Genomic DNA, 19,352 nt, shown 5'->3' with positions numbered 1-19,352 from the left:
ACTTTTAAAGAATAACTGCTAAAATTGTAACAGCGATGATCAAAATTGAATAGAACTCTTTCGAATAATCAATAGTTACAGATCCAAAGAAGCAAGATATTAAAAGCAGTGATATTGCCCAAAGAGCACTTTTAACAAGAGAAGACATCTCAGACTTATAGATTGCTCTTTGTTTAATTCTTAGATTTGTTTGAATATTTGGTCGTGAGAAAAACAAGGGGTAGATCAAAGCTACCCCGAGTGAAATTATAAAAAGAACTGTGATAATTAAGTAGATATTCATCATTACTTAATAAGGATTAATGCTCCACCGGCCATCATTAAGATCTTTTCCCAGAAAATACCAAGTAAAAACACTGGAATTGAGAAAACAGTAATAACGATTTGGTTTGGTACAGTAAATCCAGTAACGCTCTCTTCAGACTCTGAATCTTTTAGTACCATTAGTCTTACAACTTTCATGTAGTAGTAAAGAGATACAACAGAGTTTAGTGCAGTGATTACAGCCAGTACGTAATACTTCTTAGCAATAATTGCTGCGAGGATATTAAACTTAGCCACAAATCCAGCTAATGGAGGAAGCCCAGCTAGTGAGAACATTACAGTTGTCATTAGGATCGCCATTAGAGGGTGCTTCTTAATTAGCCCACTGAATCTTTCGAAGTGATCGTTTCCATATTGATCCTGAACAAAAGAAGTAATGTAGAAAGCAACAAGTGTCATAAATAAGTAAGTTACTGCATAAAATAGGATCGCTCTAGAACCTAATTCATCAATACAAAGAACACCAAGTAGCATAACACCTGCGTGCGAAATACTTGAGAATGCTAACATTCTCTTAACTGATCTCTGGCCGATAGCTGATACGTTTCCAACAGTCATTGTGATCGCTGCGATAATCATAAGTAGTACAACCCATGATTCTCTTACGATTGAAGCATCACCCGCAAAGAATACGTTTGTTATTCTTACAACTGCCACGATCCCTGCAATCTTTGGAACGATTGAGAAGAAGTTAGTAACAGGAAGCGGAGAACCTTCGTAAACATCTGGTGACCACATATGAAATGGAACACAAGCAATTTTGTAACCAATACCAGCAAAGAAAAGTACAAATGATGGCATAAGAATTAAAGCTTGCTCAGTTGTTAGGTTCGCCATTGCTGGAATAATCTCTGAAAAGTTGATTGTTCCAAGAACACCAAACATGTGAGACATACCAAAAAGCATGATACCTGCAGTTACCCCACCGTAAAGTGAGTACTTAAGACCAGCTTCAGAAGATCTCTCATCGTTTCTTCTTAAAGATGCTAGAACATAAGAAAGGATCGAAAGTGTTTCGATACCAATATAAAGGATTAGCATATTATTTGCAGAAGCTAGTAGCATCCCACCAATAAGTACACCGATTGCTAGAATTACAAATTCAGCTTTTGTTTCTTCGTAAAGATCCTTAGATTGTTGAGCTAAGTAAATCGCTGCAGCCGTTCCAAGTAACATAATACCTTTTGCGAAAGTACTAAAAGAATCGATTATAACTGAACCAGTAAAGATCTTTACAGGAGCAGCACCAAGTCCTTTTACGAGGTAGCAAAAAGAAGCAATTAAACCAAGGAAGGCCGTAGAAAAAAGAAGTCCTTTCGAACGTCCTTTAACATTATTATCATAAGTTGATTCAACTAGAATCAGTGCCGCCATTGTTAAACACAATAGCAGCTCTGGAACGTAGTGACTTATACTTGCTAAATATTTTAAAGCCATTATTTCACCTTTAACTAGAACTGAGCTAGTAGAGAAACTAATTTACCAACAGAAGCTTTCATAATGTTAAGTAGTGGTGCTGGGTAAACTCCAAAAAGGATAACAGCAACACATAGTGGTAACATGTAGAAAATTTCTCTTGAATTTACATCTGTGTATGATTTGTTTTCTTCAATAACTTCACCAAAGAACATTCTCTTGAACATCCATAATAGGTAAGCTGCACCAAGAAGAAGACCAAGTACCGCGATTACAGTAATTGTTGTAAATCTGTTATAGATCCCTAGGAAGATTAGCGCTTCAGAGATAAATCCTGAAAGACCTGGTAATCCCATTGATGCGAACATCGCGATAATAAAGATGATTGAGAATTTTGGTAATTGTGTATAAAGACCTCCAAAACCTTTTGTTCCATCTGGTCTAACAATCCATCTGTGGTGAGATCTTTCATAAAGAATACCAATTAGAAGGAACATCATAGCTGTTGAAGTTCCGTGGTTGAACATCTGAAGAACAGCTCCATTAACACCTTGAACAGTCATAGCTGCAAGACCTAGCATAACAAAACCCATGTGAGATACTGAAGAGTATGCAACAAGTTTTTTAACATCGGTTTGAGCCATCGCACAGAATGCACCGTAGATGATATTAATTAAACCTAGCCAAGCGATTGCATCAGCAAAGTAAACTGAAGCACCTGGGAAGATTGGAAATGCAATTCTTAAGAAACCATATGTACCCATCTTTAATAGAACACCAGCAAGGATAACTGAGATCGCAGTTGGAGCCTGAACGTGAGCATGTGGTAACCAAGTGTGAAATGGGAAAACAGGAACTTTAATCGCAAAACCAATAAATAGAGCGACAAAGAATATTTTCGCGAATGGCAGTGCCATGCCGAACATATTAACTGTTTCGTTTGCAAACTTCCCACCCGATAGAGCAAGAATATTGAAAGAATCAACACCTTGACCAGTTACGAAGTATAGAGCAACCATACCAACTAACATTAGAATAGAACCAAAGAATGTATATAAGAAGAATTTTACAGCTGCATACTCTCTGTTTTCTCCACCCCAAATTCCGATTAGGAAGAACATTGGAATAAGCATAACTTCCCAGTAAACGTAGAATAAGAAGAAGTCCATTGAAAGGAATACTCCAAATACTGTCGACTGAAGAAATAAAAATAATGCAAAGTAACCTTTAACTTGTTTCTTTACTGTCCATGAAGAAAGGATACAGATAAAGAAAAGTAAAGATGTTAATAAGATCATTGGAAGTGAAATACCATCAACCGCAAGGTGGTAGAAAATATTAAACTGACTGATCCATGCTTTTTTAATTGTAAAAGCTGCTTGCATACCTGGCGTTGTCGTATCGAACTTCATATAAAGTACAACCGATAATGCTAGAGTAATAACCGTGTTAATAAGAGACCAAAATCTAATTAAAGTCTCTTTAGTTCTTGGGATTAATAATACTCCAAGAACACCAACAATCGGCATCCACAGAATCCAACTTAGCAAATTAGAATGACCGCTCACCTGTAAACTCCTTAATTCCTAAATTTTATAAAGCTAAAATATAACCAAAAATTACTAATACAATCATAATGATATAGAACTGAATCTTTCCAGATTGAATTGTCCTAAGTATCACGTTGAAAAATCTAACCGATGCACCTGTACCATCAACCATAATCGTGTCTACGAATAAGTTATCAAACCACTTCGAGACATTCATAAGGTAACGAGTAACTACGGCCCAACCATCTACTACGTACTTGTCGTAGAATCCCATATCAAATCTTGATAGTAGATTATTAAACGGTAGAAGCATCCCTTGAATAAATCCTTTAATATAAAGATCATCCATATAGTATTTGTTTTGTAATGTTCTATAATATCTATTGAAAGTGTTAACCCAAAATCCTGGATTCCACTTATTCCATAGATACATCATCGCTGCTACGAAGATACCACCGAGAGCAATAAAGATCGAAGCGATAGCACCAATTTGATGTACGTGATGTACATGGTGAGCCTCATCTTCTGGTAAACCATATGTGTGGTCATATTGTGATTTCTCAGCACTATTTTTAACTCTTGTATCAAGTTGCGAGAATGGTTCTTTTTGTAAAGAAACAAATTTCGAAACAACTGGCTTTTGAATTAATGTCTGGAACCACTCATATTTTCCATGGTGAGGATCAGCAACCTTAACAAGTCCTTGACCTGTTAAAGATCCAGCAAACCAAACTCCTAGCGTAAACACTGAAAGGAATAATAATGGTAAGTTTCTATTCCAAGAGAAGTGCTCTTCATGACAGTGGTCATAAACTTCTTTATCTCTTGGCTTCCCGTGGAAAGCTAAGAACATCATTCTACACATATAGAATGCTGTTAGGAATGCACCGATAAATCCTAGAGCTGTTGGGATAATCCACTTCGGTCCGTGAGTTGCCATAACAAGCGCGTCACCAAGAATTCTATCTTTAGAAACAAAACCAGAGAAGAATGGAACACCAGCGATTGCAAGAGTACAACACCACATTGCAAACCAAGTGAATTTCATCTTATGTCTTAGACCACCCATTCTTGGCATTTCTTGTACGTGCTCATGAGTGTGGTGATCGTGAAGCGAGTGAATTACCGATCCAGCAGCAAGGAATAAACAAGCCTTGAAAATCGCGTGAGTAATTAAGTGCATGAATGCAGCATTATATGATCCAACACCAACACCTAAAACCATGTATCCGAGTTGAGAAATTGTTGAAAAAGCTAGAACTGCTTTGAAGTCTGTTTGCACTAGAGCGATCGTCGCAGCACCAAGAGCTGTGATACCACCAATACAAGCAACAAAGTAGTTTAGGTTTCCAAGTTCAATTAATGGATAAATTCTTAGAGATAAGTAAACCCCAGCAGCAACCATTGTAGCAGCGTGAATTAGGGCCGAACATGGAGTTGGTCCATTCATCGCGTCTGGTAGCCAAACGTTTAATGGGAATTGAGCTGATTTTCCAATAGTTCCAAGGAAGATACAAACTGCAATAAATGTAGCAAGTGGAATACCAAGTACACTAGCACCATCAAATAGTCCGTTTGCAATCGCAGCATATAAATCAACAAAAGAAACTGAACCAATATGTGTCCAAAGAGCAACAATTCCTAAAAGGAAGAAAACATCCCCTATTCTTGTCGTCATGAAAGCTTTGATACTTGCGTTTCCTGTCTTTTCTTTTTCGTAGTAAAAACCAATTAAAGAGTAAGAACAGAATCCCATAAGTTCCCAGAAGATAAATACTGAGAAAAGGTTATCTGAAAGCACAAGACCGAGCATTGCAGAAGTAAATAGAGACATATAAACAAAGAATCTACCATTTCTTCCATAGTGCATATCGTGGTGCATGTAATACGTAGAGAAAATGTGAATCATCGTTGCAACAACCGTAACCATAAGAAGCATTACTGCTGCCATGTTATCGATGTAAATCCCCATATTCACCGCAAATTCTTGCCCTCCACCAGTAAGGTCGAACCAAGTAAATACTTTGTGAATGTAGTAATCTGCAGCGTAATTTCCAAAAACAAAGTCTTTGAAGATCTTAATTGCATAAAATGATGAACCAACAATAGCGGCACATGATAAAAATACAGCAGCGACAGTTGCCTTACCACCCTTTCTTGCTAAGAACGCGTTAATAACGAAAGCAAAAAATGGCAAGAGAACAATTGGTGCTACACTTGAGATCGTATAATCCATATATATTTCCTTATAATCCTATTAGCTCTGTAATTCAGTTGCGTCATCGATGTGAATAGACTCTTTAATCTGGAAGAATCTAATAACAATCGCTAACCCTACCGCAGCTTCAGCAGCAGCGATAACAATAATAAATAAAGACATTAAATGCCCATCAAGATTTTGATTAACAAATCTTGTGTACGCAGCAAAGTTAAGTGCTGCCGCATTTAGAATAAGTTCAATACCAAGTAGCATTGCAATGATATTCTTTCTTGCGATCATTACTGTTAAACCAGCAATGAAAAGGCAAAATGAAATAATTAAATATGATGGTAAACTGATCATTTTGTTCTCCCCGGTCTTGAAATAACTGCTGCACCAATAAGTGCACCAAGAAGTAGGATTGAAGAAATTTCAAATGCTAATACATGGTCAGTAATTAGAAGCGTTCCTAATTTTTCAACTGTTGTTGTAAAAGCAGGAAGCTCTCCTGGAGCATAAGTCTTGAACACAGGAGCTAATATCTTCATGATAACAAATGACATGATTAGAACCATGAAACCTGCAATCGAGTAAGTTTTCACTGTCCCCATTGAAGCTACTTTATCAATTCCAAACTTGTTAACGAACTCTCTAACTCCACCAGTTAACATGATGGCGAAAAGCATAAGGATAATAACACCACCAGCATAAACAACTAATTGTGTTGCCGCTAAGAAGTCCGCTCCTAAAGTTGCATACAGACCAGCTACACCAAAAAGTGTAAGTAGTAAGTAAACACATGCGTGCATTAAGTTTTTAGCAGTGGCCGTTAAGAATGATCCACCGATTGTCGCGCCCGCAGCCAAGAGAAACATAATATTTAAAAACATGTTTAATCCCTTTCCCTATTTTAGTGATGAGCACCAGCTGCTGCTGCACCACTTTTAAAAATTAAATACCAAATTGATTTACCTTCGAAGGCATATAACCAAACTGCACAACCAACTAGGTTAAATAATGCAATTGGAGTTAAGTACTTCCAACAAAGAACCATTAAATGGTCAACTCTAAGTCTTGGAAGTGTCCATCTAATCCAGATAACAACATAATAAAGAGCTAACGTTTTTGTAACGAAAGCTCCAAGTTGAAGAATATTACCAACTTGCTTAGCAAGCATTGGCTCAATTGATGGGAAAGCCTTAACTAGGAAATCACCAGAACCAAGATCAAAAGGAACTTTATATCCACCAAGGAAAAGCGCAGCACAAACACCACACACAACAAATACTTCAATATATTCAGCAAGAGCAAAGAAACCAAATCTCATCCCAGAATATTCAGTATGGTAACCTGATACTAGTTCCGATTCTGCTTCAGGAAGGTCAAATGGTGCTCTATTAGTTTCAGCAAGTGCTCCAATAAAAAGAACAAAGAAACCAATAAAAGTGAATGGATTATGAAGTAGGAACCACTCGTGTGGGAAACCACCTTGTGCCTCAGTAATTACATCAAATGAAAGACTTCCGGCCATTAGAACAACTGATAAAATCGTAAGTGTTACTGGAACTTCGTAAGAAACGATTTGTGAGGCACCTCTCATACCACCAAGCATTGACCACTTAGAGTTTGAAGAATAACCACCAAGAAAAATCCCAACACCAACAAGTGAAGAAACACCTAGAAGGTAGAAAACACCAATATTTAAATTTGTTAATGCTAGTCCACTAGAAAACGGAACAACCGCAAGTGACATGAATACACCACCAAGACATAAAAATGGAGCAAGGTGAAACATGAACTTATCAGCTTGTCTTGGAATGATGTCCTCTTTAAGGATCATCTTCACACCGTCAGCTAAGAATTGAAGAATACCAAAAGGCCCAACTCTGTTTGGACCTTGTCTCATTTGTAAATCGGCAGAAATTTTTCTCTCTGCATATGTACCTAAACCACCGATAGCGGCCATCACGTTTACAATTACAAATGTAACAATGAAGAAAATTAAGAAATTCACAATTCCAGTGGCATCAAAACCTAGAACTTCTGAGAGTCTTGAAGTTAAAAAACCATATCCTGGTGCTTGTGATAAATAAGATACAACCGTTGAGTTCATTATTTATCCTTTTTACCTGAAACTTGATAACTTTTTACCCAGTCAAGATCACCTTTCTTCCAACAATACACAACACCAAGTGCTAGTATCGTAATGAAAAGTAGAAAAGATGCTAAAACTGCGCCGCCTTCACCAATCTCTACAAACTTCCTAAAAACTGCTGCGACAGGAAACATTAATGCACCTTCAACATCAAAGATTAAGAACACAAGTGCGATAACATAGAATCTAACATTGAAGTTAGACCATGCAGAACCAATAGGCTCCTCACCACATTCGTATGGTGTTAATTTTAAATCGGTTGGGTTAGAAGGTCTTATAAGTTTCCCTACTAGAAGCGCTCCTATTACCATAATGACTGCAAACGCCAATAGTATTAATACCGGCATGTACACATCAAGATTGTGTGACGACATTCTTTAAACTCCATGAACAAGTAAACTAAGCTACAAAAGATTACACGAAAACTAGCACTTTGGAAATGTTTTGGCCTCCCTTTTTTTATATGCTTAGCACAACTCTTAAAATAACGCACAAAACAAAATGATGCCTTAAATATAATTTTATGTTAATAAGGAGTCACACCTATAGGATGCATAAACATGAATACTTTTCTCCCATTACTCACAAGACTTAACACATGGTCCCAATCGAGCTCTCGCCATTTAGTGATCAATGGTCTTGATCACTCACTATGGAATTTCATCAACTATGTTAGCCATGAGTCACAACATCACTTGTCGACGAAAAGTAAATTAATAGTATTTCCTACTAACGATGATGCCGAAAATTTTTATCACAATGCGAAAAAATCCTTTCAAGAAATATTTTCCGACAGTGTTAACTTTCTTCACTTTCCAGGACTAGATGCGTCACCTTTTTCTGGCATTATCTCTTCAGAAAAGAGCTTATTTTTTAGGTTTCGCGTTCTTAACACTTTATTAGACTCAAGCAAGACGAATATCCTTATAACTTCGATTGACTCTCTAGCTATGAAGTTGCCACCAATCTCATTTTTCAACGAAACATCATTTAAGATTGAAACAAGCGATATCATTTCTCCCGATGAGCTTGCAGGTAAGTTAGTCCAAAGTGGTTACAGTTCAAGTCATACAGTTGAAGAGCCAGGTACTTTCTCTCGTAAGGGAGAAATTTTTGATATCTACCCTATTTCGCATCCTCCAGTTCGCCTTCATTATTTTGACGATATGATTGAAGAGATTTTCCATGTCGACAAGGAGACTTTAAAAACAATCAAGGATCGAAAACTTGATTCCGTTAAAATTACAGCAGCCCCAGGAATTTTAACGGATAGTAAATATAGCAACGTCCTTCGTGAAAAGGTGCTTAGGCCAACACCTGGTCAAAAAACAAAATTTGAATTTAGAAAAGAATTATTTTCGAAACTTTCAGATGGGATGTTATTTGAAAACTATCCTGTATATATACCTCTTTTCTTTGAATCAAATTCAACTCTACTTGATTACTTTAATGAAGCTACCGACATTATAACTTTTATTAACTCTGATGAAGTTGAAGATAAACTACTTGAGTTCAAGGAATCACTTCGCGTTGATTATGAAGATTATATTGAGCACGATGCTGAAGCCCTTCTTCCTACATACGAACATCTTTTTGAGGATGATCTTATTAAGAAAGTTAAAGCTTTTCATAAGCTTGATGTAAATCATATTAAGGTGCATACACATTTTGATGAAGATGATAATCATGTTGATATTCGAATCGAAAACTCGAGACAATATTTTTCAAACCATATTCAACTTGGGGCTTCAAAGCAGGAACTCCTTCGAAATACTCTATCCTTCATCAAGGATGAATTTAAACATAGTGGAAATATTATTTTCACCTATCAAAATGATAACTCTAAGAATGAAATTTCTCACATTCTCGAAGTTCTAGAATTTCCTCAGGATATTTTAAAAAGAATTAAATTTTTGAAGTTTAAGTTAGAACATGGATTTTACTACGATAGCGAAAAAACTCTGGTTATTGCAGATAGTGACCTCTTTGCAGTCAAACGCGACAAAATTAAAGTTAAACAAGAAGTTAACTACGATCTCTTCGCTGAGCAGCTCGCTTCACTTAAGCCTGGCGACTACGTTATCCATGCCAAGCATGGAGTCGGTCAATACCAAGGCCTTGAAGCAATGGAAGTTGGTGAATCCAAAACTGACTATCTGGTTTTAACTTTCAAAGAAAAAGATAAAGTTTTCATTCCAATTTATAAAATGAATCTTATCCAAAAGTATGCAGATGCGACAGCTACTGTTACCTTGGATAGTTTACGTACAAATAAATTTTCTGCAGTTAAAGCACGGGCTAAGGAAAGTGTTAAAAAGCTTGCCTTCGATTTGATTAAACTCCAGGCCGAAAGACAATCTTCCCCAGCATTTTCTTTCTCACCTCCAGATCATGATTTTAAAGAATTTGAGCTCGACTTTCCGTTTAACGAAACTCCAGATCAAAGTCAGGCTATAGAATCAATTATTGATAAAATGCAAAGCCCTACGGCCATGGATTTCTTAGTCTGTGGAGATGTAGGCTTTGGAAAAACTGAAGTTGCTATGCGTGCTGCCTACAAGGCAGTCCTTGATAAGAAACAAGTCGCTGTACTTGTTCCGACGACAGTATTAGCACTTCAACATTATAATTCTTTCGTTAAACGATTCAAAAACTTTGCCGTCTCAATCGACTTCCTTTCGAGATTTAAAAAAGGCAAAGAAGAGAAAGAGACAAAAGAAAATTTAGAATCGGGTAAAATTGATATCATTATTGGGACGCATAAACTTCTATCGAGCCAAATTAAGTTTAAAGACCTTGGTCTTGTTATTGTCGATGAAGAACAACGATTTGGTGTTGCTCACAAGAGCAAGTTACAACTTTTAAAATCATCTGTTGATTTTTTAACTCTTACTGCGACACCAATTCCAAGAACTCTTCAATTATCTTTTCTTGGTCTCAAGGATCTTGCACTTATTAAGACAGCTCCACCTCGTCGTCAGTCGATAAAGACATATTTAATTAAAGAAGATGATCACACTCTTCAGACAGCAATTAAACGTGAGCTTAAACGTGGTGGCCAAGTTTTTATTGTTCATAATCGTGTGCAAGACATGGAAAATTATGTTGCCTACATTAGAGAGCTTGTCCCCGAAGCAAATATTGTTTTTGCTCACGGACAAATGGCAGAGAAAGAACTCGAAGAACGTATTTCAGCTTTTTATAAGGGTCATTATCAAATTCTTGTTTCGACGACGATTATCGAATCAGGGATTGATATTCCTAATGCAAACACAATGATTGTTGATCGTGCTGATATGTACGGTCTTTCTCAGCTTCACCAACTTCGTGGTCGTATCGGCCGTTCAGACAAGAAGGCATACGCTTACTTTGTCATTCCTAGTACCAAACCAATTAATGAAATTGCAGCAAAAAGATTGAAGGCGTTACAAACATATGCAGATATGGGAGCTGGTTTTCAAATCGCAAATTGCGACCTTGAAATACGTGGCGCAGGAGATATTCTTGGTGCTCAACAATCTGGTCATATAGAGGCAATTGGTCTTGAGCTGTACATGGAATTACTTACTGAAGCGATTCAAGAGCTACGTGGTGAAAAGAGGATCGTTCATAAAGATATTGAAATCAACACTCCTTTTGCGACGTTTATCCCGGCCCATTATGTTTCGGATGCATCAGAAAGGCTTAAGTTTTACAAGCAACTTTCTAATGCCAAATCAGAAGATAGTATCAAACAAATCGAAGAGAAATTTTACGATATTTATGGACCATTACCAGAAGAGCTTAATAGCCTTTTCTCAATTCTCTATGCTCGTGTTCAACTCCTACCACTTGCTCTTAAATCGGTGCAAGTTCTCGACAAAAGTATCATTCTTACTTTTGAAAAAAGTTTACTCGATGTTAATGAAGACCTTCGAAATAATATTGTTGATGCCTTTATCAAAAGAACGCGTAAATACAAGTTCACACCGGACTTTAAGCTCATTTATACCCACACTGAAAAGGTATCTCCGAGTTATTTAGTAGAGTTTTGTAAGGAGATTGCTGAGCAAATTGTTCCATGTTAGTGTTTTTATTAGATCTTGTTACAATAGGATAAGGATAATACTAAAAAGGACTGAACAATGCTTAGAAAATTTGTTCTTATTTCTGCAATCGCACTAATTTCTTTTGCTGAAACAAAAGACCCTGTCGTTGCTGAAGTAAACGGAAAGAAAATTACAAAATCAGATTTAGATAAGGCATACCTACTTAATAGATATGTAGTTTCTAATGAAGTCGTAACGATGAAAAAAGTTCTTGATGATATCATCAACAAGGAAATTGGAATTGATCGTGCGAAGAAAAGCAAGCTCGACAAAGATCCTGTTGTTTTAGAAAAAATGGAAGAAGTTCTATTCAATGCACAGGTATCGAAAGATCTTGAACCTGAATTTCAAAGAATTAACGTAACAGATAAAGACGTAGAGGCTTTCTACAAAGACTTCCCTGAATATAGAACAGCTCATATTCTTTTAAGAGTTAGAGTTGCACCTTCGGAGGTAGAAGTTAGTGAAGCTCAAAAGAAAATATTTGAAATTTACGAACAAGTTAAAAAAGATCCAAAGAAATTTGCTGAATTAGCAAATAAATATTCTCAGTCGCCTAACGCCGAAACTGGTGGAGATGTTGGATACCAACCAGCATTTTTCTATGCGCCAGAATACTACAAGGCAATCAAGGGTAAAGAAGTTGGATTTATTACAACTCCAGTAAGAACTCAATATGGTTACCACATTGTGAAAATTCTTGGGGTAAAAGAATTTAAGGACATTAATAAGCCAGCTTACCAAAAATTTGTCTATGACCAAAAGCGTGACAAGATAATCGATAATTATTTTGCAAAGCTAAGAAAAAGCGCAACTGTTAAAGTTCTAGACCCTAATCTAAAGTAATTTCACTTGAATAAGCCTCATTGAAAGGCTATCTTTTAACTAAGTTTATAAGATAGGAGTTCTCATGAGGCTTTTGCTCATTTTAGCCATCACTTTCACAGTTCAAGCTAAGTTATTAGATAAAATATCTGCTGTAATTAATAGCGAAATCATCACACTTTCATCAGTTAAAAGAATTCAAGCAAGTCTTGATGCTCGCAGAAGCGTTTCACCGTTTATTTACGGTAAGCAATCATACAGTGACGATGAAATTATTGATCTTGTCATTAGAAAATACATTATTCGCGACAAGCTCAAAGAACTTGGTTATGTCATCGGTGATGCTCAAGTAGAATCAGAGATTAAAGAAAGAGAGCAAAAGCTTGGTCTTTCAAGAACAGAACTTCTTGCATTCTTAAAAGGCAACAAAACAAACTATGATGAGTTCTTTGAAATCACACGTGAAGCAATCGAATTTAATATTTTTAATTCACGTGTAATCATCCCTCTAGTTTCTGTTGGAGAACAAGAAATCAAAAACGAGTTTTTCAAAGAAAACGTAAACAACAAAACAATTTCTTTTAAATACACACTTGTTGATTTTGCAATTGAACCTGAAAAGCTTCCAGCTAAAGATTGGAATGACTTCAAGAAGACAATGATCGACTTTCAAAAGGGATCTCCACTACCAAGAAAATATAACTCTATCGAGTCCAATACGCTTGGTGACATCTCTGAAGAAGGTCTTACTAAAGAACTACAGAACCTTATCAAGAAGGCCGGAGAAGGTGAATTTACAGACCCACTAATGATGTTTGGGAAAGTACATATCTTCTTTGTAAAAAATAGAGATGTTGTTGAGTCTGAACTTTTCTTAAGCGCGAAAGACCGTCTCCGCGGAAAACTTTATGAAAAGAAAGCAATTGAAGTTACTCGCCTTTGGTTTGAAAGAGAACTTGGTAACAACTACGTCAAAAAATACTAAATCAAAATGATCTATGTAACGCAGGGACATGAAAAAGGAATAGGAATCGAAGTCTTTTTAAAAAGCTTCCTACTCCTGTCCCCTGCTAAGCAATCTGAAATTATATTCATCTGTAACAAGAAATCTGTACTAAGTACGGCCAAAATTCTAAATCTGCCCATCTCATGTGATGGAAAATCTTTTGATATATGCGGATTTAAACTCAGCTGTATTTTTATTGGCGATGACTACCAAACCACACTAGCGCTGGATAAAGCGGTTGAGCTTTGTCGCGCCAATGATATTCTGGTGACTCTTCCTACTACTAAAGATCAGGTAAAATACAAAGACCATTTCTACAATGGTCACACAGAATATTTCAGAGCTGTTTATCAGACAGAAGTTGATATGTTCTTTAAGTCCGAAGATGCTAATGTTCTTCTCATCACTGACCACATCAGTCTTGCTGAAGTTCCAACGGCTTTATCTTCTGAACTTATCAACACAAAAATAAAACTCTGTGTTGATAAATATAAAAAATATTTTGGCATCATCAAGGAAGTTTTTGTTGCAGGAATTAACCCCCATGCTGGCGAGGGTGGACGCCTTGGAAAGGAAGAGCTCGCAATTCAGCTATCCCCTATTGATGGCGTAACGATTAAAGGTCCACTAGCTGCCGATGGTCTTCTTATTACAAATAAATTTAGTCACGATCGTTTATTCGTTTATATGTATCATGATCAAGGCCTAGCGCCCTTTAAAAGTCTACATAAGACCATTGGTGCAAATATTTCACTCGGTCTGCCTTACATTCGTCTAAGTGTTGATCATGGGACAGCATTCGAACTCTATGGTAAGAACGTAGCTGACTACATGGGCTGTTACTATGTTTTAAAGATGGCCCACAATATTTCTAATAGGATTAGTAATGAAGAATCAAAATGATTTTATTAAAGTCCACAAAGCGCGTGTACATAATCTCAAGGATGTATCCGTTAACATTCCTAAAAATACATTAACAGTTATTACTGGCCCTTCTGGTTCAGGAAAAAGTTCACTTGCTTTCGATACAATATATGCTGAAGGACAACGTCGCTACATTGAATCCCTTTCTTCATACGCAAGACAGTTTTTAGGACAACAACAAGCTCCAGATGTTGAGTCTATCACCGGGCTCTCCCCTGCTATTGCTATCGATCAAAAAACGACAAATAAAAATCCACGCTCTACCGTTGGAACGATAACTGAAGTCTATGACTACCTTCGTGTTCTTTTTGCACGTGCCGGAGACCTCTACTGTCCAGAAAGTGGGGAAATTATTAGAAGCTATACACCTGGCCAGATTACGACTGAACTTCTAAAGAATAAAGAGAAAACAAAGTTACAAATAATGATTCAAATTGCTGAATCAACAATCAAGGCTACAAAAGATCAGGTTTCAAAGTACCGTGCCATGGGCTTTTCGCGCTTTATGGTAGATGGAGAGGTTAATCTTCTTGAAGACGCCGATGTTAACAAACTCAAAGCATCCCAAGAGATTTACTGTGTTATCGATCGTGTACTTGTAAAGGATGGTGTTGAAAAGCGTCTCACCGATTCTATTGAATACGCTTATAAATTAGGTAATGGCATTGCACATATTGCAATCGAAGACGAAATCAAAAGATTTTCTGAACATAACCTCTCCCCTATTACAGGTGAAAGATATCCAGACCTTGAGCCACGTCTCTTCTCATTCAACTCCCCTGTTGGCGCTTGTCCTGAATGTAACGGTCTTGCTGAATCTAAAAAGTTTGATATTGATTCGCTAATTTTTGATGACAACCTCCCTATCCTCTCTGGTTCAATCCCAGCAATTTTAAAAAAGAATTCTTTTTTAAACAAAATGGTTGAAACAGTTTGTAAGGAAGAAAAAATTGATCTTAAAATCCCTTTGAAGGAAATTTCAAAAAAACATTTTGATATTATTTTCAACGGGACAGACAAAGTATATAAATATAAATTCAAATCAGAGAATTCTAATTTTGAATTCTCTAAGCCATTTCCTGGCATTCTAGACTGGTTTGATAAAAAGTATAAGGAGTCTTCATCTGAAAAAGTTCGCATTGAACTTGAAAACTATATGAAGATTAAATTATGTTCAAGCTGTAATGGTCGTCGTCTAAACCCAATAGCCCTTTCTACAAAGATCAATGATAAAAATATTATTGACCTCTGTGAAGTTTCTATTGGAGAAACACAACAAATTGTCGAGAAAATTCAATTCGATGGCATTAAAGCGCAGATTGCAGAAAAACTTTTAAAAGAAATTAAAAACCGCCTATCATTCCTTGTAGACGTAGGTTTAGACTACCTTACACTCAATCGTTCGGCTGGATCTTTGTCTGGAGGTGAGGCGCAACGTATTCGTCTTGCAACTCAAATTGGCTCAGCACTATCTGGTGTTCTTTACGTTCTTGATGAGCCAAGTATTGGACTACATCAACGTGACAACGTGAAACTCATCCAAACATTAAAGGATTTAAGAGATCTTGGTAATACTGTTCTGGTTGTTGAACACGATGAAGATACAATGATGGCAAGTGACTTTATAATTGATATCGGCCCAGGAGCCGGTGTACACGGTGGAGAGATCGTTGCTCTTGGAACCAAAGATGAGTTCATAAAAGCTAAAAACTCTATCACTGCAAAATATTTAAACGAACAAACATGCATACCTGTGCCAAAAGAGCGTAAGCCTTATTCTGAAACCATTAAACTCAAAGGTGCAACCCAAAATAATATAAAAAATCTCGACATCGAAATACCTCATGGGATTTTAACATGCATCACAGGTGTGAGTGGGTCAGGGAAGTCGACGTTAGTACATGAGATTTTAATTCCTGCTGTTAAAACTTCCTTAACACGTGCGAACAAGTCTTTATATGATAAGAAAAACTATAAAACGATCACAGGTATATCAAAATTTAAATCTGTTATCGAACTTGACCAAAGCCCAATCGGTCGAACACCGCATTCTAATCCTGCAACATACACGGGTCTCTTTGACGACATAAGAAAACTCTACGCAATGACTCCTGAATCCCAAATCCGTGGTTACAAACAGGGAAGATTTAGTTTTAACGTAAAAGGTGGACGTTGTGAGGAGTGTGAAGGTAACGGCGTCAAGAAAATTGAAATGCATTTTCTTCCAGATGTTTTTGTAACTTGTCCAGAATGTAACGGTAAGAGATACAACAATGAAACTCTTTCAGTTCTCTATCGTGGGAAAAATATTGCAGATGTACTAGAGATGACAATAGAGGAGGGCTACGAATTCTTCTCTAACCATCCTCGTGTCTCACGTATTCTAAAGACAATGAATGACGTTGGTTTAGGCTATATGAGGCTAGGTCAACCTGCGACGACATTATCAGGAGGGGAGGCACAGCGCTTAAAACTCTCAACTGAGCTCGCTAAAAAGACAAAAGGTCACACTCTCTATGTTCTTGATGAACCAACAACAGGTCTTCATTTTGAGGATGTTAAAGTTTTACTCAAGGCCATAAACTCACTTGTGGATCAAGGCAATACTGTGTTAACTATCGAGCACAACCTGGATGTTATTAAAGTTTCTGATCACATCATCGACCTAGGCCCAGAAGGTGGCTCAGGAGGCGGTCAAATCGTCGCTATTGGTACACCAGAGGAAGTTAGCAAAATTAAGAATTCACACACAGGATTCTTCCTCAAAAAAGTTTTAAAGAAATGATTGAAGTAACAAGTTCAAATATCGAAGCAATAGACATTTTTAAAAATGTAAAAGACAAGAACCTAATCAATAAGGGTCTTGCAATCGCAGAAAGTGAGAAAGTTGTTCTCAAAGCCCTTAATTCAGATTTCATGGTTCATGCAACCTTATCGACTCATGAATTCTACGAAGCCAATAGGGAAGTGATCGATGCAAATACAACGAAAAGCTTTGTTGCTTCAAAAGAAATCATGGAAGAAATTGTGGGGTTTAATCTTCACCATGGTGTCATGGCATTGATTGAACTTCCTGACTTTACGTCACTCGATAATCTTGGTGATCGCATTCTTATTTTCAATGGTGTCATGAGTGCTGAAAATGTTGGAACAATGACTCGTGCAGCTTTAGCATTTGGATTCGACTCTATTATTTATGATTACAAAAGTGCTTCACCTTATCTGCGTCGTTGTATTCGTGTATCTATGGGTAATGTATTTGAAGTACGTGTTGCCCGAAGCGAGTATCTACCTAGAACGATCGCAAAACTCCAGGCCAGTGGTTATCAAGTCTTCGCAACAGCAAATGAAGACGGGGCTAAGAGTATTAAAGACATTAAATACCCTTCCAAAACATGTATCGTCATTGGTAATGAAGGAAATGGTATGGATAGGGAAGTGATCGATGCATGCGACGAAAAGTTATTTATTCCAATTTCTAATTACGTTGCACATTTAAATGCCGCTTCAGCCGCTTCTATATTCCTATATCATGCACTAGATACCTAAGGTGTCCAGGAACCTTTTTAAAATTAATTGCATCGAATTTTTAAAACTGATAAAGTTACATAAGGAAGAGGTGATGCGGGTACATCACCTCTATTACCCTAAAGTTTTCTAAGCTCTAATATCAACAGTAAAAACTGAAGTATTAGAACCAAAAGCTTTAAGAACCTCATGAATTCGTCCATGATTTCCTCTTTATTAGGGTCACATCATTGTGACAAAGAAGAATGGAGAATTTCATGAGGTTTCTTTGCAAACTCATGGCTTATTACTATTTTCTAAGTATTTAATTTAAAACGATGTTTTCTAAGAGAAATTCCAACTTTTATTTTCATTTCATCTGCGAGTAAGCATATTTCATTTCTGACGGCTTTATTTCTATTCAATTGATATTGATACTCAAATGGGGGATAGATATAACTTAGAACAATAGGGATGTGATCATCATCTACAAGACACCACTTGTAGCGAGAAGTAAAAGTACTCTCTCCATTTTTTGAATACTGTCGAAGTGCCAAGGAAAAATTCTTATTAAACTCATACATGAATTTATCAAGGTTAGAGTCTGGTGTATCAAGCACGAGGTGATAATGATTACTCATTAAGACAAAGGCATGAACATTAACAGGATACTTATCTTCGGCCTTAGCAAGAGACTCACATGCAATCTTCCAAACACGACGAAGCGGTTGGTAAAACCATGATGTTGTTGATTTAATTGTTACGTAGTAAGAAGTGTTGCTACACCTAATTAGTTTTTTCCTTGGCATGACCAAGTTCTAAAAGATGTAAATTGATTTGTAATTTGCTCACCCCAAAAAGAGGTGAGCTATTTCACATTTGAGATTAAAGAGATTTTAAAAGAGTTGCCATTTCAATTGCAGTCATTGCTGCTTCCCAACCCTTGTTACCAGCTTTTGTACCAGCTCTTTCGATTGCTTGTTCTATTGTATCAACAGTCAATACTCCAAATACAACTGGAGTATCAAAATCATAAGAAGCCTTCGCTACACCCTTTGCAACTTCACCTGAAACATAATCAAAGTGTGGTGTTGAACCTCTAATAACTGCGCCAAGAGTGATTACAGCATCATATTTTTTAGAAGCCGCAAGTTTTTTAGCAACAAGTGGAATTTCATATGCACCTGGAACCCAAGCAACGTCAATTTTTGAAACATCCCCATCGTGTCTTTTGATACAATCAATTGCACCACCAAGTAATTTACTTGTGATAAATTCATTAAAACGACCAGCTACGATGGCGAATTTTTTATTTGAAGCGTTTAAGTGACCTTCTAAAGTATTATACATGCATATC

Annotated in this window: 16 protein-coding genes; 6 read left to right on the top strand and 10 right to left on the bottom strand. The window is 36.8% G+C overall.

The genetic code is table 11. The features are described from left to right. Positions 1-4: 4 nt before the first annotated feature. From M900_RS15760 to M900_RS15725, 8 genes are read right to left on the bottom strand one after another with little or no spacing between them, the layout of a single operon-like run. Positions 5-283: a hypothetical protein gene (locus tag M900_RS15760; RefSeq protein WP_034733084.1), complete on the bottom strand. Its 279-nt coding sequence runs from the start codon at positions 281-283 to the stop codon at positions 5-7. 2 nt (positions 284-285) lie between these two features. Beyond that, positions 286-1,761, bottom strand: a complete 1,476-nt coding sequence (locus tag M900_RS15755) for an NADH-quinone oxidoreductase subunit N (protein ID WP_021276024.1) — start codon at positions 1,759-1,761, stop codon at positions 286-288. 14 nt (positions 1,762-1,775) lie between these two features. Further along, entirely contained in the window at positions 1,776-3,308 is a 1,533-nt protein-coding gene (locus M900_RS15750) for a NuoM family protein (RefSeq protein ID WP_232422295.1), read from the bottom strand. 25 nt (positions 3,309-3,333) lie between these two features. Further along, positions 3,334-5,526, bottom strand: a complete 2,193-nt coding sequence (locus M900_RS15745; protein WP_021275826.1) for an NADH-quinone oxidoreductase subunit L — start codon at positions 5,524-5,526, stop codon at positions 3,334-3,336. A gap of 21 nt (positions 5,527-5,547) precedes the next feature. Beyond that, a complete protein-coding gene (gene nuoK, locus M900_RS15740; protein ID WP_021275835.1) occupies positions 5,548-5,853 on the bottom strand; it encodes an NADH-quinone oxidoreductase subunit NuoK in 306 nt (101 codons plus the stop codon). Further along, positions 5,850-6,380, bottom strand: a complete 531-nt coding sequence (locus tag M900_RS15735; RefSeq protein WP_021275737.1) for an NADH-quinone oxidoreductase subunit J — start codon at positions 6,378-6,380, stop codon at positions 5,850-5,852. The genes nuoK and M900_RS15735 overlap by 4 nt, the downstream gene beginning before the upstream one ends. A 20-nt stretch (positions 6,381-6,400) precedes the next feature. After that, entirely contained in the window at positions 6,401-7,603 is a 1,203-nt protein-coding gene (gene nuoH, locus M900_RS15730; RefSeq protein WP_021276042.1) for an NADH-quinone oxidoreductase subunit NuoH, read from the bottom strand. After that, positions 7,603-8,019, bottom strand: a complete 417-nt coding sequence (locus tag M900_RS15725; protein ID WP_052600836.1) for an NADH-quinone oxidoreductase subunit A — start codon at positions 8,017-8,019, stop codon at positions 7,603-7,605. Before M900_RS15725 ends, nuoH begins: the two co-directional genes overlap by 1 nt. A 186-nt stretch (positions 8,020-8,205) precedes the next feature. On the opposite strand from M900_RS15725, the gene mfd reads away from it, so the two are divergent. The 6 genes from mfd (at position 8,206) to M900_RS15695 (ending at position 18,037) form a co-directional block, all read left to right on the top strand. Further along, the gene (gene mfd / locus M900_RS15720; protein WP_034733081.1) at positions 8,206-11,712 is read left to right on the top strand and encodes a transcription-repair coupling factor; all 3,507 of its coding nucleotides are present in this window, start codon (positions 8,206-8,208) and stop codon (positions 11,710-11,712) included. 57 nt (positions 11,713-11,769) lie between these two features. Beyond that, complete coding sequence (locus tag M900_RS15715) at positions 11,770-12,579, top strand: peptidylprolyl isomerase (RefSeq protein WP_021275886.1); 810 nt, start codon at positions 11,770-11,772, stop codon at positions 12,577-12,579. Positions 12,580-12,643: 64 nt separating this feature from the next. Further along, complete coding sequence (locus M900_RS15710) at positions 12,644-13,543, top strand: hypothetical protein (protein ID WP_021275755.1); 900 nt, start codon at positions 12,644-12,646, stop codon at positions 13,541-13,543. A 6-nt stretch (positions 13,544-13,549) separates the two neighbouring features. Continuing rightward, on the top strand, positions 13,550-14,467 hold the full coding sequence (locus tag M900_RS17445) for a PdxA family protein (RefSeq protein ID WP_021276040.1): 918 nt from the start codon (positions 13,550-13,552) through the stop codon (positions 14,465-14,467). Continuing rightward, on the top strand, positions 14,451-17,273 hold the full coding sequence (gene uvrA, locus M900_RS15700) for an excinuclease ABC subunit UvrA (protein WP_021275969.1): 2,823 nt from the start codon (positions 14,451-14,453) through the stop codon (positions 17,271-17,273). The genes M900_RS17445 and uvrA overlap by 17 nt, the downstream gene beginning before the upstream one ends. Further along, on the top strand, positions 17,270-18,037 hold the full coding sequence (locus M900_RS15695; protein ID WP_021275890.1) for an RNA methyltransferase: 768 nt from the start codon (positions 17,270-17,272) through the stop codon (positions 18,035-18,037). Before uvrA ends, M900_RS15695 begins: the two co-directional genes overlap by 4 nt. Positions 18,038-18,312: 275 nt before the next feature. Here the strand turns inward: M900_RS15695 and M900_RS15690 are convergent, their stop codons facing one another. Further along, a complete protein-coding gene (locus tag M900_RS15690; RefSeq protein ID WP_021275783.1) occupies positions 18,313-18,804 on the bottom strand; it encodes a transposase in 492 nt (163 codons plus the stop codon). Positions 18,805-18,880: 76 nt separating this feature from the next. Next, the gene (gene ribE, locus M900_RS15685; RefSeq protein ID WP_021275717.1) at positions 18,881-19,345 is read right to left on the bottom strand and encodes a 6,7-dimethyl-8-ribityllumazine synthase; all 465 of its coding nucleotides are present in this window, start codon (positions 19,343-19,345) and stop codon (positions 18,881-18,883) included. Positions 19,346-19,352 lie beyond the last annotated feature (7 nt).

This window comes from Bacteriovorax sp. Seq25_V, assembly GCF_000447795.1.
Classification (GTDB): domain Bacteria; phylum Bdellovibrionota; class Bacteriovoracia; order Bacteriovoracales; family Bacteriovoracaceae; genus Halobacteriovorax_A.
This window is presented reverse-complemented; position numbering and strand designations above follow the sequence as displayed.

Bases quoted from the DNA above. Each gene is read 5' to 3' on its own strand.
- mfd (WP_034733081.1), top strand. From the start codon at position 8,206: ATGAATACTTTTCTCCCATTACTCACAAGACTTAACACATGGTCCCAA.
- ribE (WP_021275717.1), bottom strand. From the start codon at position 19,345: ATGTATAATACTTTAGAAGGTCACTTAAACGCTTCAAATAAAAAATTC.
- M900_RS15690 (WP_021275783.1), bottom strand. From the start codon at position 18,804: ATGCCAAGGAAAAAACTAATTAGGTGTAGCAACACTTCTTACTACGTA.
- M900_RS15745 (WP_021275826.1), bottom strand. From the start codon at position 5,526: ATGGATTATACGATCTCAAGTGTAGCACCAATTGTTCTCTTGCCATTT.
- M900_RS15760 (WP_034733084.1), bottom strand. From the start codon at position 283: ATGAATATCTACTTAATTATCACAGTTCTTTTTATAATTTCACTCGGG.
- nuoH (WP_021276042.1), bottom strand. From the start codon at position 7,603: ATGAACTCAACGGTTGTATCTTATTTATCACAAGCACCAGGATATGGT.
- M900_RS15735 (WP_021275737.1), bottom strand. From the start codon at position 6,380: ATGTTTTTAAATATTATGTTTCTCTTGGCTGCGGGCGCGACAATCGGT.
- nuoK (WP_021275835.1), bottom strand. From the start codon at position 5,853: ATGATCAGTTTACCATCATATTTAATTATTTCATTTTGCCTTTTCATT.
- M900_RS15755 (WP_021276024.1), bottom strand. From the start codon at position 1,761: ATGGCTTTAAAATATTTAGCAAGTATAAGTCACTACGTTCCAGAGCTG.
- M900_RS15725 (WP_052600836.1), bottom strand. From the start codon at position 8,019: ATGTCGTCACACAATCTTGATGTGTACATGCCGGTATTAATACTATTG.
- uvrA (WP_021275969.1), top strand. From the start codon at position 14,451: ATGAAGAATCAAAATGATTTTATTAAAGTCCACAAAGCGCGTGTACAT.
- M900_RS17445 (WP_021276040.1), top strand. From the start codon at position 13,550: ATGATCTATGTAACGCAGGGACATGAAAAAGGAATAGGAATCGAAGTC.
- M900_RS15695 (WP_021275890.1), top strand. From the start codon at position 17,270: ATGATTGAAGTAACAAGTTCAAATATCGAAGCAATAGACATTTTTAAA.
- M900_RS15710 (WP_021275755.1), top strand. From the start codon at position 12,644: ATGAGGCTTTTGCTCATTTTAGCCATCACTTTCACAGTTCAAGCTAAG.
- M900_RS15715 (WP_021275886.1), top strand. From the start codon at position 11,770: ATGCTTAGAAAATTTGTTCTTATTTCTGCAATCGCACTAATTTCTTTT.